14 protein-coding genes are annotated in these 15,857 nt (G+C 50.0%); 8 read left to right on the top strand and 6 right to left on the bottom strand.

Annotation, left to right across the window (positions count from 1 at the left end; translation table 11 throughout):
- The first annotated feature begins 638 nt into the window (after positions 1-638).
- Complete coding sequence (locus H6G21_RS08315) at positions 639-2,873, top strand: S8 family serine peptidase (RefSeq protein WP_190572595.1); 2,235 nt, start codon at positions 639-641, stop codon at positions 2,871-2,873.
- 199 nt (positions 2,874-3,072) lie between these two features.
- On the opposite strand, the gene H6G21_RS08310 is transcribed toward H6G21_RS08315, so the two are convergent.
- The gene (locus tag H6G21_RS08310; protein ID WP_190572593.1) at positions 3,073-4,254 is read right to left on the bottom strand and encodes an RtcB family protein; all 1,182 of its coding nucleotides are present in this window, start codon (positions 4,252-4,254) and stop codon (positions 3,073-3,075) included.
- A 628-nt stretch (positions 4,255-4,882) separates the two neighbouring features.
- On the opposite strand from H6G21_RS08310, the gene H6G21_RS08305 reads away from it, so the two are divergent.
- The gene (locus tag H6G21_RS08305) at positions 4,883-5,641 is read left to right on the top strand and encodes a MotA/TolQ/ExbB proton channel family protein (RefSeq protein ID WP_347277995.1); all 759 of its coding nucleotides are present in this window, start codon (positions 4,883-4,885) and stop codon (positions 5,639-5,641) included.
- 246 nt (positions 5,642-5,887) lie between these two features.
- A complete protein-coding gene (locus H6G21_RS08300; protein WP_190572591.1) occupies positions 5,888-6,304 on the top strand; it encodes a biopolymer transporter ExbD in 417 nt (138 codons plus the stop codon).
- Between the two features lie 70 nt (positions 6,305-6,374).
- On the opposite strand, the gene H6G21_RS08295 is transcribed toward H6G21_RS08300, so the two are convergent.
- The gene (locus tag H6G21_RS08295; RefSeq protein WP_190572589.1) at positions 6,375-6,992 is read right to left on the bottom strand and encodes a CPP1-like family protein; all 618 of its coding nucleotides are present in this window, start codon (positions 6,990-6,992) and stop codon (positions 6,375-6,377) included.
- A gap of 510 nt (positions 6,993-7,502) precedes the next feature.
- Here H6G21_RS08295 and H6G21_RS08290 point away from each other — a divergent pair.
- Positions 7,503-8,225 (top strand): response regulator transcription factor, encoded by a 723-nt coding sequence (locus tag H6G21_RS08290; protein WP_190572587.1) that lies wholly within the window; start codon positions 7,503-7,505, stop codon positions 8,223-8,225.
- A 161-nt stretch (positions 8,226-8,386) separates the two neighbouring features.
- On the opposite strand, the gene H6G21_RS08285 is transcribed toward H6G21_RS08290, so the two are convergent.
- Complete coding sequence (locus H6G21_RS08285) at positions 8,387-9,304, bottom strand: histone deacetylase (protein ID WP_190572585.1); 918 nt, start codon at positions 9,302-9,304, stop codon at positions 8,387-8,389.
- A gap of 219 nt (positions 9,305-9,523) precedes the next feature.
- Between H6G21_RS08285 and H6G21_RS08280 the strand changes: the two genes are divergently transcribed.
- Positions 9,524-9,841 (top strand): hypothetical protein, encoded by a 318-nt coding sequence (locus H6G21_RS08280; protein WP_190572582.1) that lies wholly within the window; start codon positions 9,524-9,526, stop codon positions 9,839-9,841.
- Between the two features lie 409 nt (positions 9,842-10,250).
- Here the strand turns inward: H6G21_RS08280 and H6G21_RS08275 are convergent, their stop codons facing one another.
- Both H6G21_RS08275 and clpS read right to left on the bottom strand, forming a co-directional pair.
- Positions 10,251-10,541, bottom strand: a complete 291-nt coding sequence (locus H6G21_RS08275) for a DUF2103 domain-containing protein (protein ID WP_190572580.1) — start codon at positions 10,539-10,541, stop codon at positions 10,251-10,253.
- Between the two features lie 47 nt (positions 10,542-10,588).
- On the bottom strand, positions 10,589-10,927 hold the full coding sequence (gene clpS, locus H6G21_RS08270; RefSeq protein WP_242041717.1) for an ATP-dependent Clp protease adapter ClpS: 339 nt from the start codon (positions 10,925-10,927) through the stop codon (positions 10,589-10,591).
- Positions 10,928-11,099: 172 nt separating this feature from the next.
- Here clpS and H6G21_RS08265 point away from each other — a divergent pair, with 172 nt between their 5' ends.
- The 3 genes from H6G21_RS08265 to H6G21_RS08255 all read left to right on the top strand — a co-directional run bounded on the left by H6G21_RS08265 (position 11,100) and on the right by H6G21_RS08255 (position 14,200).
- A complete protein-coding gene (locus tag H6G21_RS08265; protein ID WP_190572576.1) occupies positions 11,100-12,062 on the top strand; it encodes a DPP IV N-terminal domain-containing protein in 963 nt (320 codons plus the stop codon).
- Positions 12,063-12,176: 114 nt separating this feature from the next.
- The gene (locus tag H6G21_RS08260; protein WP_190572573.1) at positions 12,177-13,043 is read left to right on the top strand and encodes a DUF4230 domain-containing protein; all 867 of its coding nucleotides are present in this window, start codon (positions 12,177-12,179) and stop codon (positions 13,041-13,043) included.
- A gap of 926 nt (positions 13,044-13,969) precedes the next feature.
- Positions 13,970-14,200, top strand: coding sequence for a replication restart DNA helicase PriA (locus H6G21_RS08255; RefSeq protein WP_190572571.1), 231 nt, complete (start codon positions 13,970-13,972; stop codon positions 14,198-14,200).
- Between the two features lie 23 nt (positions 14,201-14,223).
- On the opposite strand, the gene rlmN is transcribed toward H6G21_RS08255, so the two are convergent.
- A complete protein-coding gene (gene rlmN, locus H6G21_RS08250; protein WP_190572867.1) occupies positions 14,224-15,342 on the bottom strand; it encodes a 23S rRNA (adenine(2503)-C(2))-methyltransferase RlmN in 1,119 nt (372 codons plus the stop codon).
- Positions 15,343-15,857: the final 515 nt, after the last annotated feature.

The raw sequence follows: 15,857 nt of genomic DNA, 5'->3' as shown, positions 1-15,857 counted from the left end.
GGCTAATGGATCACCCATTTGTGGTAGTGGCGTTTGTTGATAGTCCCAAAGCCTGCTGGATGGGAAGCTTGAGACATTGAATATTCAAAGAATATTCAAACCTTGCAAATATTAAATTACCCAAACGGGTAAGTTCCATTTTTCTCAAGATCGATCAGAATGGTAGTGTTCGTAACGCTTCACTCCGGTTTAAATCATTCTCGTTCGATGGATATGTGGGCGTGACGTTCACTTTTGTCTGAAACCTTTGTCTGATGCCTTTGTCTGAAACCTTTGTCTGGAACCTTTGTCTGAAACCTTTGTCTGACTTGATTGTTCGCTGATTGATAGCTCAAATAAAAAGTATGCAGATTGCTGCATATTTCGGGATCGATTTTTCAGGACTATCGATTTTTCAGGACTCTTGTGATTGAGGCGATCGGATTGAGACACTGTATTGATTCGATCGACATTCAGAATGGCTGTTACTGATCAAGCCGTTCTATTAGTTGTTGAATTTAACCCCGATCGATATTCCGTATTTCATTGGTTCTCGATTAATCCTGAACGTTAGATTAATCATAGGTAGAAATTGCTCCCAGCAATTCAACTCATGAGTCACCAGTATTTTTGTAATTAATATCTAGGAGTTTATGGCTATGACCACTCAGGTAGCTCCCGATGCACCCCAAACGTTTTACTATGCCGATGGACAACGCATTCCGATCGCCCCTTCCCAAACCTTTATTGCTGTGCGGCCCGATCGGGCGAGCTCCATGAATGCATCGGCGGATGTGCATCAGCTAGCTAGCAATTTAGTTGAAAACGATCCTACAAGCGAAGTTTTTGAATTACCCCAATATAACTTGGCGATTATTCGGGTGAATGAAGGACGGAGCGCCTCCCCCGCCTTTGCCAGTGCCCATAACATTGCCTCCTTCGTCACGGCTCAACCGGAAATGACCCTCGGGCCATCGGTCTATGAAGTTGCGAATGCGGGTACCGAAGAAGGGTTAGTTCTTGTGGGCGAAATTCTGGTGAAATTCAAACCTGGAATTGCCCCCGCCGATCGCGATCGCCTCTTCCGCGATAATCACATCACCGTTTTACAAACCGATTATCCTGAACCGGATTCCTATTTAGTCGGGGTGCAAAATCCAGAAGATACGATTACGATCGCCAATACGCTGCACGAAAGTCAACTCACCGAATATTCTCAACCTAACTTTGTGCGTCTGACCCAGCGACCCAGCAGCCGTGGGTTGACGAATGGAGCCTCTTTAATGGCCCCTCCCCCCGCCAAAGCCGGTAACCATAAAAACCAACCCAAAGCACCTGGCAAACGATCGACCCCTGCACCCAGTGCCGATACTCCCACTGTACAAGCCACCGTTAACGATCCGGGATTTGGTTCCCAATGGGGATTGCAAAAAATTAAAGCCCCGGATGCTTGGAACATCACCATGGGGAGCCCCAATATTACGATCGCGGTGATCGATGAAGGCTGCGATTTGCAGCATGAAGATATTGAATACAAGCTTCCGGGCTATGATGCTGTGACCCGCAGTGATAACCCCTCCCCCCGGCCCCGTGACGGCCATGGAACCTCCTGCGCAGGGATTGTAGCGGCCAAGGCAAACAACGGTCTCGGCGGAGCGGGGGTTGCACCGAACTGTAAGATTTTGCCGATTCGCATTGCCTATGGCAACGGGCGCGGTTGGGTCACCAGTGACGCCATGATTGCTGACGGTGTTCGCACAGCGGTGAACCGAGGTGCGGATGTTCTGTCCAACTCCTGGGGTGGGGGGGCACCCAGTACGGCCATTACTAGCGCGTTCCAATATTCGCAAACCAATGGGCGGGGCGGCAAGGGCTGTGCGATCGCGATCGCCACGGCTAATTCCGACCTGAATCAGGTGGCCTATCCCGCCAATTTGTCCCCAACGATTCCGGGTTTGCTCGCGGTGGGAGCCAGCAACGAGTGGGATCAACGCAAGAGTAAAACCAGCTTGGATGGGGAAAACTGGTGGGGATCTAACTATGGCCCGGAAGTGGATGTCGTTGCACCGGGGGTGCACATCTACACCACCGATATCACCGGAGCCGCAGGGTATACGGGAACCAACTACATTCCCAACTTCAACGGCACTTCCTCCGCCACACCCCACGTTGCTGGGTTGATGGGCCTCATGCTCTCCGCTGATCCCAATCTGCGATCGTGGGAAGTGGAAGATATTATTCACCTTAGTGCCAACGAACTGGGCACCGCAGGCCGTGATCCAGAATATGGCTATGGCCGCATTAACTGTCTGAAAGCCTTGGAAATGATGCGTCCCATCTGGTTTGAACTCAATGCCCAGCCAGAATTTATTGGCTCGGGGCAGGAGTGCTTTATGCGAGTTAGTTTCAGGATATTCAATCCCAGTTTAAATACGGTGCGATTGGATGCGGTAACGCTGACATCCCACACGGATGATTGGTCAACGGAAATCGATCGCTTCGAGTATCGCCCCAATCCCGGCAATATGCTCGATCCGATGACCAATCAAGATGTCAAATTCAACACGCTGTTACTCAAGGCTAATGGTTCAGCCAGCCAAGGCTGGAGTTATCGCTGGTCAATTAACTGGTCATACACATTCTGGCGACCGGGTTCTGCGCGGACAGCCATGAATGTTCAGCCTAATCAAACGCCAATGAATGAGGCAAATGGTAGCAAGATAAATGGTCAGGTGATTCGGGGTGGTCAAGCAGGAGCTGGAACAGCAAATCCTGTTAACCACAATCACGGATCAGTAATTAACAATCAAACTGAGGTCAGTAATAGTGACGGGCTGGGTGATACGCTCACGATCGATCGCCAGAGCAAAACTATCACGATCGTGATTCGTTAGAACTCAGACTGCACGTAAGTTAAGCCAGATTCAGCAGGAGTGATCTCCAGGAGTGATCTCAGGGAATGATCTCCGATCTGTTGAGAGGCTCAACACTGGATTCCAGAAAAAAGGGAGGTTATAACCTCCCTTTTGGATTATCTTTCTGAAGTTTCTCGCTGAAGGATGACCCTTCACTGGCTGAAAAATTGGATGATTCCTATCCTTTGACACAAACCACTTGCTTCAGCGTTGCAACCACTTCCACCAAATCGTTTTGGTTTTCCATCACCTGTTCGATCGGTTTGTAAGCCGCTGGGATTTCATCAATGATGCCTTCATCCTTACGGCATTCAATCCCTTGGGTTTGCTGAACCAAGTCATCTAGGGTATAGGTGCGTTTGGCCTTCGATCGGGAGAGCAACCGTCCCGCCCCGTGGGAACAGGAACAATAGCTTTCTGCACAACCTTTACCGCGCACGATATAGGATTTCGCACCCATGGAACCGGGAATAATCCCTAAGTCCCCTTCCTGAGCCCGTACAGCCCCTTTGCGGGTGACATAGACCCTTTCGCCGTAGTGGGTTTCCCGTTCTGCGTAGTTATGGTGGCAGTTCACCGAGAGGGTAGGCTTAAACGGTTTGCCCCCCGCCAAATGGCGTTCCATAATTTGCTTAAACCGCGCCATCATCACGTCGCGATTAAATTGGGCGTACTGTTGTGCCCATTGCAAATCCCGCCAGTAGGCTGCAAATTCTGGGGTACCTTCCACAAAGTAGGCTAATTCCGGGTCAGGGAGCTTTTCACCAGCCATTTTGGCCAATTCCCGTCCGGTTTGGATATGGTTTTTCGCCAACATGTTACCAATGTTGCGGGAACCGGAGTGCAGCATTAACCACACTGAATCTTCAGTATCCACACAGACTTCAATAAAATGATTGCCCCCGCCTAGGGAGCCCATTTGTTTGAGGGCTTTGCCATCTAAATGCTGCACGCCTAGATGCAAATCCTTAAAGGATTTCCAGCCCTGCCAGTTCAGTACCATTTTATTGACATCTTTATTTTCATCAAAACCCACCGGAATCAGAGCTTCGATGTCCTGGCGAATTTTCTTGAGTTTGCCCTCTAACTGATCCGCTGTGTAGGGCGTTTTAATGGCGCACATGCCACAGCCAATATCCACCCCGATCGCGGCGGGAATAATGGCATCTTTGGTGGCAATCACTGAGCCGACCAAAGCACCTTTTCCGAGGTGCACATCGGGCATCAACGAAACATGTTTGAAAATAAACGGCAAGGAAGCGACGTTCTTCGCCATTTGAATTTCTTCGTAACCTAAATCATGGTTAGCCCAGGACAGAATGGGCGATCGAGTCGATAAATTGAGCTTTTCGTAGGGCATAATCCGGGAGCCTCTCAGGGACGAACAAAAACTGATAAAAGAGCCTGACGAGAACCTGATAAAAGAACTTGACAAGAGAGCTGACAAAAGGTTGAACTGATTTATTTGTAGTATGTGTACTACACGAATGTCAAGTAAATGATCACAATTGCACCGAAATATCGGCTGACTAGCGTTGATGAGTGGTGGTTGGTTAAGGGGCGTTCGCTAAGTCGTCATGGGTTAAGTGTTATGGGTTAAGTGTTATGGGTTAAGTGTCATTGAACGTGATGGCATCGCAAGTCATCGACTTCATCTTGTAGTATGGGTGGAATCCTTCTGCCGTTTTCCAGGCTGTATCAGTCTGTAGGCTGTATCTATAGGTCATGTTGTGCTGGTCTTGGCAGGGATAGATTCCAGTCGCGATCGCTTATGCATATTCAGCAGGGCATGCGGCAGGACATGTTCAACAGGGCATTGCGGCAGGGCATTTCTGAAGCGGGGCCTTTGCCAACCAAGGTTGCAGGATTTCAATTCTCCCCGGACTAAATTTTTAGAGAGTCTGAGTTCCCCAACACATGCCAGATGTTCTCAGACCTTGTAGGGTAGATGAAAGATTTCTACCTCGTTTTGTTAATTCAGAGTCTTTATGTCATCGTCATCGGTTTACGAACTCGTGGCCAAGGGCGGCCCCATCATGGTGCCGATCGTGGTGCTTTCCGTCCTAGCTTTCGCCTGTGCCTTCGAGCGTGCTTGGTTTTGGCTGCGGGTGTTTCAAGGGGAACAACGGATCGTCTATCAAGTGCTGGATGCAGCTAAACACAGTTTGGACGAAGCCAAGGAACTGGCTGAACGCGCTAGCCATACCCCGATCGGTCGCTTTCTCCTAGCCCCCCTCCAGCTCAAACAGCCCAGCCCCGAAACCTTTCGTCTTGCCCTAGAATCCACCGGAGAGCAAGAGTTTGCCCAAATGCGCAAGGGTGACAAGCTGCTGGAAACGATCGTAGCCGTCGCTCCTTTGCTGGGGCTGTTAGGAACCGTAACAGGCTTGATTACCACCTTCCTCAACCTCAAAATCGGGGAAGGCGGCGGAGCCGATGTAGACCTCAGCAAAGCCGCTGCGGGGATTGGGGAAGCTCTGATTACGACGGCGGGCGGGATGATTGTGGCGATCGTGGCTCTGATGATTTTCCGCGTGTCCATCACCCTACAAGCGAAGCAAGTGGACTACTTTGCTAAGGTGGGAAGCGATTTAGAATTAATCTATCGCCAAGTCTGGTACGAGCCGTTCCATCGCGACCATTTTCCGTCCACTGAACCTGACAGCCATCTGTTAGGTCCCCAATTTCAAGCCCCGGAGCCACCCAATCCTCCTAAACCTTTTAGTTCAGGCCCTTCGCTCTTTTAGTGTGGTGGGCGAACAGGGGGAATCTCAGCTCACGTTGATGACTAGGCAAGTGATTGAGCCCTTGACTGAGCTCTTGACTGAGCCCTTGACTGAGTCTTCATTGAGCCCTTGACTGCGGCTAGCCATTGGGGTTGCTCAGTGCCTGGGCTCCCCTCGTTCATCCCTGCCCTTTCTGCAATGTCCTGTGCCTGAATGTCCTGTGCCTTTTCACGATCTCCTGCAAAATGCGATGTCCTGCAAAACGCTATGAAATTTAAAAGCCAGTCCCAAAAATCTCAAATGCCTGAGGTCAACCTGGTTCCGATGATGGATGTGGTGATGACGATTTTGACGTTTTTTATCATCGTCTCCATGACCTTAACCCGAGGCAAAGGGGCCGCCGTTAAGGTAAATCTACCCAGTACCCAGGCAGGAACCGCTCAAGAAAAAACGCCCCAACCGATGATCGTCACCCTGGACGCCCAAGGACGACTGTACTTGGGTAAAGTACCCGCAACTCTACCCGAACTGGGGCCTCAAGTGGTGTCCTATTTACAACAGGATCCGCAGGGAGTCGTGCTACTAAAAGCCGATCGTGCTTTGCCCTACGAAAAAGTGGTGCAAATCTTGGGCCAACTCCGACAAGTTGGTGGCGATCGTGTTTCTCTCGCGATCGAGGGGTAGGCTAGCTCAGAAAGTTCAGCTAGCTCAAAGGGTTAAACCGTGCAGGGAAAAAATCAAGAACTAACCCTGGCTACTTCAAGAAACTCGCAATGCCCCAGAGCACGAGGAAAGTCGTCCAGCTAATCACGATCGTATCGCTAGGGAGACCGGGAATCACGGCCTTGAGCAGGGTGTAGGCTACTGTCCCCAACACAAATCCACCAATCAGCCCGCCAAACCCCCACAGGGCCGATCTCCCGATGCGTTTTTCCTTGCGATACAAAAAATATAAAGCGCTTCCTGTGGCCACCATCATCGCCAGTTGTACCCCTTGAGGTTGGGGCATCAAGCCGACCCAAGTGCCGAGGGCCAAGTAAACGATCGCAGGCAAGGCCCAACTCCACCGATCGGTTTGGCCTAGGAGGGATTGAAACCATTGGCCCGATTCCTTGACCACCGAAGCTGTTTTTTGCTGAACCGAGGGGGATGCTTGCTCCGCAAAGCGAATACCATCCGGGACGGCAATTTTGCCTTCCTGGCGCAACTTCAGACGCTGCATCAAGACAGCATCGTAGGCTGCTTCGACTTGAGCGACCTTTTGGGGTTCGTCTGCATATTCCTCTAACAAACGAGTTCGCGTTGCCTGAATTTCTTCAAAAGTCGCTCCTTCAGACACACCCAACTTTTCGTAAGGACTTTGCTCACTCATTAGCCGCTACTCCACAGTTAAGTTACAGGGTAGCTCAGGGTCACCTTCCTCCACAACTCCTCAGACAAAACTTCAGAGAGTATAAAATAATGTGATGTATGAGCAACTTCTAGTATCTCTCTCAAGGCAAACTTTAAAAATGGTGACTGTGTAGGATTATGACTAGGATGATGACTATGAGCTAATTATGCGTTGATTATGGGGATTGACGATGACTATAGGCTATTGTGATGCATTAGCAACTCGCTGCACCCCTGACTCGCTAAATTAGTGTCTCTCTTTCTGCACATTGATATCTTATTGACAAGGTAGGGCATACTAGTTCTGATAATAAATTTATATAATGCGGATATTTATGAAGAATTCTTTGTGCTAATCGCGATCGCGTCCTGTGATCTCAGTCACTCACTGGACTAAGGATTTGAGGGAGGTTATGGGAAAGCCCCAATCTACCCTAGGTAGGGAGTGCTTCTATTGCACGTTGTGTCCTTGAAATGCAAGGTTATGGCCATGGCTCAAGCCAAAATTCTGGTAGTTGATGACGAATCGGCTGTTCGCAATCTTATTCACCGTTTTCTTAGCAAACAAGACTTTCAGGTGGAGTCCGCTGAGGACGGCAAGAGTGCTCTAGCAATGTTTGAAAGTTTTAATCCAGATTTAGTCATTCTGGATGTCAATTTGCCCGATGCCAATGGATACAGTCTTTGCCAGGAGATGCAAAGTCGGACGGGCGTGTTTGTGCTGATGTTGACTAGTCGCACGGATGAAGCTGATAAGATTCGGGCCTTTAGCCAAGGGGCAGATGACTACATTACTAAGCCCTTCAGCCTGGGTGAACTGGGGGCTAGGGTTGGTGCTATTCTCAAGCGACAACGCATCGTCACAACGGCGGAACAGCAGTGTTTGATCTTCAATAGCTTGGTGATCGATCCAGTGCGCCGAGAAGTCAAAATTAATGACGATCTCATTGCTTTAACCGCGCTGGAATTTGATCTACTGCATTTCTTGGCCAGTCATCCCGGTAAAGTCTGGCGGCGATCGGATCTGATTCAACAGGTCTGGGATTACGAATATGTCGGGGATCAACGGGTCGTGGATGTTCACATTGGCCAGATCCGCAAAAAAATCGAGCTCGATACCAGTCAACCGGCCTTGATTCAAACGGTACGAGGGGTGGGCTATAAGTTTGAATCGCCGACGACTAGTCCTGCCGTGGAAACGAGCATTAACTAAGTTCAACAAGGTTCAACGAGCGTTAGCTCAATAGCATTCGTGACTCCAGGGCAGTATCCAGAGGCAGGGGCAGGGGGCAGGCAAGCTAGGGTTAATTTTTATTATCAATTTCTATCCAGATCACGAATTTCTATCTAAATCGCCAATTTCTATCCAATTCACTATAGGCGGTACTGACGATAGACGTTGCTTGCGGCGCGATGCAGCAACGAATGGCGGTATACCAGAGCATCCATGTTCTCGCTGTAGCCGCCGCCGATGACGCAGGCGACGGGATAGCCTAGGGATAAACAGGTGCTCAGGACTTGCATTTCCCGGCGATAAAGGCCAGTGTCGGTCAAACATAGCTTTCCCAGCCGATCGTCTAGGTGGGGATCGGTGCCAGCGTCATATAAAACTAGGTCAGGTTTGATCTGGGTAAGGAGGTCGGGTAGGTAGCGATCGAGGGTTTGTAAGTATTCCTCATCTTCCATGCCTTCCCGGAGCGGTACGTCCAAATCACTTTGCTGCTTGGTGCCCGGAAAGTTGGTTTCACAGTGCATGGAAAAGGTAAAGACGCTGTCGTCATCTTGGAAAATAAAGGCAGTGCCATCCCCTTGGTGCACATCTAAATCCACAATCAGGACTTTGTGAACGTCGCCGCTCCGCTGGAGATGGCGAGCCGCGATCGCCAAGTCATTAAAAATGCAAAAGCCGGAGCCGTAATCGGGAAATGCGTGGTGGGTGCCGCCCGCCGTATTACAGGCCAAACCCGTTTTCAGGGCAAGTTGGGCCGTTAAGAGGGTGCCGCCGACCGCCGTGCAGGTGCGATTCACCAGAGCCGGACTCCAGGGCAGTCCAATGCGCCGTTGGGCTTTGGCATCCAGGGTTCCTGTGCAGTAGGCGTTAACATAGCTGGGAGTATGGATCGCTTCAATCCAGGCATTGGGAGGGCGATCGGGTCTATGGAATTGCTCGATCGTGGCCACCCCATCCCGCAATAGGCAGTCGTAAAGATTTTTAAATTTAGCCATTGGGAAACGATGCCCTGCGGGTAACGGCACAACGTAGTCAGGGTGGTAAATCAGCGGTAGATCCATAGAAGCAAGCAGTCTAAAAATAGTTTTGAGATTTGTTACAAAAAGCCCTGAAATATATCTCTTTGTAAGGTTTTGCGCGATTTCTGCGAACCATCCCCTAGACTACTTTTTACAAATTTAATTGCCTCAAACAGTTTTAATTGCCCCAAACAGTTGCCCCGTATTTTCGATCGACGACTTTCACAACTCTTCTTGTAATAGACCAAATAGACAGTCGCTATGGCCCATCCCGTTTGGTATCAATCTATTCTGTTAATTTCTTTTTTTGCTAGCGTTTTAGGTTTATTTTGTCTGTATAACCATCCAACGATTCGTCAAGAAGATTTAGATGAAACCCAATGGATGCTCTTTGCCATGAGCTTTGCCTATTGGATTGTGCATTGTCTGGCAGCAGCGTTGCAAAACTGGATAAATCCAGACTGGTCGATCGTTTTACTCAGTTTAAAGTTTACCGCAGTGGTTTCGGGAATGCTGACCTTCTCCTGTGCCTTAAGTTTGCCCTTAAATCAAATGGCGATCAAGGAGCAGGTGGAATAGTGTCTGAATCTTGGTAGCCCAATCTGTTAGCGCCGTTCAACGATGATCCTCAATAATGCTTTGCTTGTTCCTGGCGTCTGATGGTTGCAGTCCCTTGTAATTGATCTGACGTTGTGCTGGATTGCGTTAGCTTTGCATCTACAGAACTTAAATCTCAAGGACTATTTAGGAGAATGCTCAGACATTCTCTTTTTTTTGCTCCATTGAATGGCTTGGCTGGATTGCATCACTAAATTGGAAGCACGAAACCATACAGCACAGAAAATTGACAGAAAATTGGGCACAGGCTTGCCTGAGGAACCACCTATACCCAATATGGGATGACAATAATGCTTGATGACAACTTGATGTCCCGATCGAGGCTCCAATCAGAAGGCTCACTGACGAATCATGTGACCTAGCGTAGCCCCTAACGTTGCAACAATTTAGCGATCGCGGCCTCTAAATCGTTTTGCCCCAGGGTGGTCAAGACAAAGACTTCCTGGGCAATTTTCCCCGCACGGGCAATCAGCTTATACCCGCCCCGAATCGGTACAGAGACCCGTAGGCGTAGCTGGGGCATGTGGGCCCGTACAGGACAAATCGCCCCCGGTGTAATGCTTTGAATCCCGGTTTCTTGGGAGAGTTTTTCGAGAATAGGAATCAGCCCCGGAATGTGTGTGGAATGGTTCAGGACTAGCCGAGCATTGGCTTGGGTCATGGGGCAAAGCTCCTTATCTGAAGGCAAGTTTTTAAATCAAAGGAATTTTAGGCAGTTTCTAAAGGAGCCATGGTGAGGCCCTCTAGGGTGAGTTGCATGTGATATAACTCAGCTTGTTCTAATGGGCCAGTCCAAACGGTGGCTAGACCTTCATGGTGAATCTGGTCAGCCAAATTCCAAGCCCGATCGCTCACCATTCCAGGAATGTATCGCACTAGGCAATTGACTACATGTTCAAAAGTATTGAAGTCGTCATTAAGAACGATCACTTTGTAGTTGGGATAAGGCTTGCGCACCGTTTGGCTAGATGCTTCCGGCGTCGCAACGGAGCCTCCCGCAGTCGCTGATATTTGCTGCAATTGCCAACTGTTTCGCTGTTCTGTCATAGCTGACTTCAAGAAAAGGTTATCGTCATTACAACAAATTGAGGTGTCTCTCAAACGAGCCATACTTAAGATCGTACAACTCTCGATCAAACCCCTACTTTCTTTTATATTCTTGCTCTATTCTGCCCTAAATTGAAAGTCGCCCAAACCCCTTGACAGTGAGAATTTTCCTATGGGTCTTGCTTCCCTAGCTCGATTGTTGTGCTATCTCTTTTGCGGGCTAATGCTAGGACTGACTGCAAGTGGACGATCGCTGCGGCGCGATCGCTTGGTGTTTACCGCCGCGCAATCGCAACAAAATAGCCAAATCGTCACGATGAGTTTAGATCGCCTAGAAGAACGGTGGCTGACTCGTGCGCTCCCTGCTCAAGGCTTGACAGCAAATATGGATCCTGCTTGGTCACCCGATGGCCGTTGGATTGCATTCATTGCCGAACACGATAACCAAGTGAATCTGTATCTGATGGATGCCAATGGCGCAAATTTGACCCAACTGACCCATGGTGGTGGCTTAAAGCTCTTTCCCACTTGGTCGCCGGATAGTCGATCGATCGCCTATATGTCCAACCAAGCGGGCAGCCATGACCTGTATGTCGTCGATATCACCACTCGTCAGTCCTACTATCTCACCCGTACCGAGGGCTTGGAAGTTGCGCCGAGTTGGTCACCGGATGGGCGTTTTATTACCTTTGTGAGCGATCGGGATGGCAACTATGAAATCTATAACCTCCCGATCCAAGGGAGTCTTCCCTTGGGGGTGGCTCAACCCATTCGGTTGACCAACCATCCCGCAGTGGATACTTCGCCGGCTTGGTCACCGGATGGGCGTTGGTTGGCATTCACGTCCGATCGGGATAATGCTAACGGGGTAAATAGTATTTATCTACTTAATCAAGACACGCGTCAGCTGCTGCGTCTTACCGATCCAGGGAGTGATTGTGCAGCCCCTGCTTGGTCTGCGGATGGGCGATTACTTGCTATAACTCAACGCATTCGCCGCCCCGATGGACGCTGGGGGATTCCCCAGGTCGTGATCATGACGCCCGATGGCAAGGAGCACGATCGTTTAACCCATTGGCAGCAGATTCAGGAAACTTATCCCAGTTGGAGTCTGTCAAGGATTTCTAAGGGTTAGTTGTCTACTTGCTCGATCGAATTTCGATCTTCGATCAATGAACTCAATAAAATCGTCCAGCCAAAAGACGGTTAACCCAGTACAATGCCGTAGAACCGCCGTTCCAGCAAAACCATGCGCCTATCTAAATCTCCTAGAAAACCTGCAAATCCAGCTTCGTTGTTGAAAAGCATCGCGCTGTTGCTCTCCAGTGGGTCTTTCTTACTAGGGGTGTTTATCCTCTTCAGTCTCTGGAAATCGGGGGATAGTTTTTGGCGTAAGCTCACGAGTTGGGCCACGGATCCTCAGCCTGCCCCTCAGGTCGATGTCCGATCGATCGTCATTAAGCAAGTTCAAGATGCTAGCGAGTTAACGACTGCAATTTTTTCCATGGAAGCGGTGGTGCCCACCCAGCAGGATGCCACGGTCGGGGGAGTTGTGATTGGAACCACCAAGCTGCTCTACATTGCCGCTGGAGAAGTGCGGGCGGGGGTAGACCTGAGCAAGCTCAAAGCTGGGGATATTCAAGCGGATGGCGAGACGTTAACCCTGCGACTCCCCCCAGCCCAACGGTTGGATAGCAAGATTGATGTCAGCCGATCGAGCGTGTATGACTACAACCGGGGTTCCCTGGGACTGGGGCCCGATGTTGCCCCCCAACTGCAAACCTTGGCCCAACAGCGAGCCCTAGAGAAAATTACGACAGCGGCCTGTGAGCAAGGCATTTTGAAGCAGGCCAACGAGCGCGCCAAATTAGTAGTCAGCCAATTGGTGAAAGTTCCAGCCTATAAGACGGTGAATGTGGTCACCCAGCCCCCCGATCTGGCCACCTGCAAACTGGCCATCACCCCCAGCCCTGCTCCTACTGCTGCGCCCCCCAGCCCCTCGGCACCGATGGGTTCCCCCACTGGTGCCCCAACCCCAAGTCCCAGCAGTAGCCCAGTTTCCCAGAATTCAGCGCCAGCCCCTTCAGCGCTTCCCAAGGTTCCTGTCAAACCCTAACCGCATCACCAATAGAGAGAAAGCAATGGGGATCATTAGTCCAGGCAGTGATCCCAGTGGTTAACGTAAAACCAAAGAATCCATAAACTTTCGGAGCGATCGATTCGGAGTCCTCTAATAATAGAGAAGTGCTAACGGGGATCAGTGATTTGACTAGGGTTACCTTATGTATTCTGCAATACTCTTTTCAGAATATGAAGTTTCACTCAGTGCTGTTGAAGCGCTCAGTATCGTTGAAGCCTACATATTGCTAAAGCACACATCTTGTTAGAGCACATATCTTGTTAGAGTACGCATATTGCTGAAGCACACATTGATTTTCTGAGATTTTCTGATTGATTCATCCATGAGGTTGCCTTCGGGGCGCTTGGGTTCAGCAGACTCTGACAGATTCCTGTAGACTATTAGGTTTCCTATAGACTGTTAGGCTGGTTTTTGTACCTGTTGCGATCGTGGGTCTACCCAACTCCCATCCCGGCCAAATGCCATACAAACTGATCATGGAATTGCTTCATTCAATGGGTTAAGTCTATTTCATGGTTAGGTCTAGAGTTGCGAATGTATAGAAGTCCACTGGATTCACGGATGATGGTTCCCACAGGTCCTTTTTTAGGAATCTCAGCCTTCGTCCTTTAGAGATTTATTTTCTGTTCGGGATTTATCTATTGTTCCACTCGCTGGCTGCTGACATGAATCCATTACAGACATGTTTTTGATGAGTGATCAATCAGGCGAGGGGCCGTCTTATCTCGATAGGAAGGCCCTAGGGTTCCCTTCGGTCAATTGACTGGATGCCCACAATGAATTCTGATTGATCCGATTTATGGGAATGATGGGTGAGAGCGATCGCTGATCGGCCTTGCCCACTCGTTTCCTATGCTCGTTTAGCACATCCGTTGACACCAAAATTTTTTTGAGAGAACCCCATGCCACTTACCTATTCCATGCCTTGCCCAAATTGTGGACATTCAGCGGAACGCCTGCTCACTGCCGATGGCAAACTCATTCGTACCCAATGTTCTGCCTGTGATTACTTGTTAATTACCTGTCGCACAACGGGTAAGGTGATCGAAGCCTATGCGCCTGGCATCTCCATGCAAGCTCTATCTCCCCAGGTTTTAGCCCCTTTGCCCGATCGAACCGTTCCCGCTCGGTAATGAGGGGTGAGTCCTAGGGACACCTAGGATGCACTCTTAGCCCAACGTTGCAGTTGGTTGGCGCGGAGTTGTCCACAGGCTGCATCCGCTTCTAAGCCGCGCGATCGTCGAATACTAACAGCAATATGGCGATCGCGCAGAGCTTGGCTAAATTGGCGCAGTTGTTTTTCCGAAGGCCGCTGATAATCGACTTCTGAAATGGGATTGTAGGGAATCAAATTGACATGGGTTTGGAAGCCCCGCAGATGGTGGGCCAATTCGATCGCGTGCTCGGTCTGGTCGTTGACACCCGCTAGCACGATATATTCAAACGTCACGCGCCGCCCCGTCAAATTGACATAATCCCGGCATTCTTCAAGCAACGCTTCCAACGGGTACTGGCGGGCACTGGGAATCAGTTGTTCCCGTACTGCTTGATTGGAGGCATGGAGACTCACAGCCAGAGTGGCCTGAAGTTGACGCTCGGCCAAGCGGCGAATATGCCCCGGAATGCCCACCGTAGAAATGGTGATGAACCGTTGACCAATACCGATGTCTTGATTGATCGATCGCACAGCTCCTACGACATTCTCAACATTCAGCAGCGGCTCGCCCATGCCCATGAACACCACATTACTGACGCGATGGCCCACCGCTTCCTGCACCGTCAGAATTTGATCCACAATTTCGTGGCGTTCTAGATTGCGCTTGAAGCCGCCCTTCCCCGTCGCACAAAAGTCACAGGCCATGGGACAGCCCACTTGGGAAGAGACGCAGACCGTCAGGCGATCGAGCATTGGTTGCGAACCGGGCTTAAGGGCAGCCCCAGGTTGAACGCCTTTGAATGTTGGAATGCCCACCGCTTCAATAATTTGCCCATCCTGCAATTGCAGCAGAAATTTCACCGTCCCATCCAGCGACTCGGCCCGATGGACAATCTGCGATCGTCCGATCGGAAATTCCGCCATCGCTTCCCGCCAGGATTTTGGAAAAACAGTAACCTCACTCAGCGATCGGATGCCCTTTTGATAAATCCATTGGTGGAGCTGCCGCCCTCGGTAAGCAGGCTGTTGCTGCTCCTGCACCCAAGCGGTTAAGTCCTGGGCAGACGCCCCTAGCAAAGGTTGGGTCGGACTGGGGGACAAGGCAGGGGAATCTAGCATGAACGGGGCATCCTGAGACGGGGCATTCTGATCTACAACGATCGGGTTGACAACGGATGGACTGGGCTCTGACGGTTCTGAAGCGATCGCTGAAGCAGGAGAGGGGAGGGTCATGGAATCGTGCAGCTGAGCTGGCCTATGAAAAATCTACGCATCTGGATCGATTCTAAGACAGATACTCTAACCCGCTCTACTGGAAATTCCAACCACCACTTCCCAATTTCTGAACCTCCCTGACTTCCCCAAGGCTAATTTCCTATTCCCTGAACCTCGTCTCATCCCCTGGACCTTGTCTCATAGGGTCACCCCCTGGGGGGATGTTGCGCCTTGACAACCCATGGTAACTATGGGATAGCTAAGGATGTTCCTTGTTAGATAGACGTAGATGGGTGCATTAGATTTTCATTTGAAGCTTAGCTTGCAGGAAGACTGACGCTTTCAGGGAAATCGACTAAAAAGCTTGCAAATATTTTAATTTCTAGGTAGTAAAACCGTATAATTACTTAAATTATTGA

It is taken from the genome of Alkalinema sp. FACHB-956 (genome assembly GCF_014697025.1).
Classification (GTDB): Bacteria; Cyanobacteriota; Cyanobacteriia; order Leptolyngbyales; family Leptolyngbyaceae; genus Alkalinema.
This window is presented reverse-complemented; position numbering and strand designations above follow the sequence as displayed.

What these genes read in the sequence shown, in the direction of transcription:
- H6G21_RS08315 (WP_190572595.1), top strand. Translation starts at nt 639, where the DNA reads ATGACCACTCAGGTAGCTCCCGATGCACCCCAAACGTTTTACTATGCC.
- H6G21_RS08310 (WP_190572593.1), bottom strand. Translation starts at nt 4,254, where the DNA reads ATGCCCTACGAAAAGCTCAATTTATCGACTCGATCGCCCATTCTGTCC.
- H6G21_RS08305 (WP_347277995.1), top strand. Translation starts at nt 4,883, where the DNA reads ATGTCATCGTCATCGGTTTACGAACTCGTGGCCAAGGGCGGCCCCATC.
- H6G21_RS08300 (WP_190572591.1), top strand. Translation starts at nt 5,888, where the DNA reads ATGAAATTTAAAAGCCAGTCCCAAAAATCTCAAATGCCTGAGGTCAAC.
- H6G21_RS08295 (WP_190572589.1), bottom strand. Translation starts at nt 6,992, where the DNA reads ATGAGTGAGCAAAGTCCTTACGAAAAGTTGGGTGTGTCTGAAGGAGCG.
- H6G21_RS08290 (WP_190572587.1), top strand. Translation starts at nt 7,503, where the DNA reads ATGGCTCAAGCCAAAATTCTGGTAGTTGATGACGAATCGGCTGTTCGC.
- H6G21_RS08285 (WP_190572585.1), bottom strand. Translation starts at nt 9,304, where the DNA reads ATGGATCTACCGCTGATTTACCACCCTGACTACGTTGTGCCGTTACCC.
- H6G21_RS08280 (WP_190572582.1), top strand. Translation starts at nt 9,524, where the DNA reads ATGGCCCATCCCGTTTGGTATCAATCTATTCTGTTAATTTCTTTTTTT.
- H6G21_RS08275 (WP_190572580.1), bottom strand. Translation starts at nt 10,541, where the DNA reads ATGACCCAAGCCAATGCTCGGCTAGTCCTGAACCATTCCACACACATT.
- clpS (WP_242041717.1), bottom strand. Translation starts at nt 10,927, where the DNA reads ATGACAGAACAGCGAAACAGTTGGCAATTGCAGCAAATATCAGCGACT.
- H6G21_RS08265 (WP_190572576.1), top strand. Translation starts at nt 11,100, where the DNA reads ATGGGTCTTGCTTCCCTAGCTCGATTGTTGTGCTATCTCTTTTGCGGG.
- H6G21_RS08260 (WP_190572573.1), top strand. Translation starts at nt 12,177, where the DNA reads ATGCGCCTATCTAAATCTCCTAGAAAACCTGCAAATCCAGCTTCGTTG.
- H6G21_RS08255 (WP_190572571.1), top strand. Translation starts at nt 13,970, where the DNA reads ATGCCACTTACCTATTCCATGCCTTGCCCAAATTGTGGACATTCAGCG.
- rlmN (WP_190572867.1), bottom strand. Translation starts at nt 15,342, where the DNA reads ATGCTAGATTCCCCTGCCTTGTCCCCCAGTCCGACCCAACCTTTGCTA.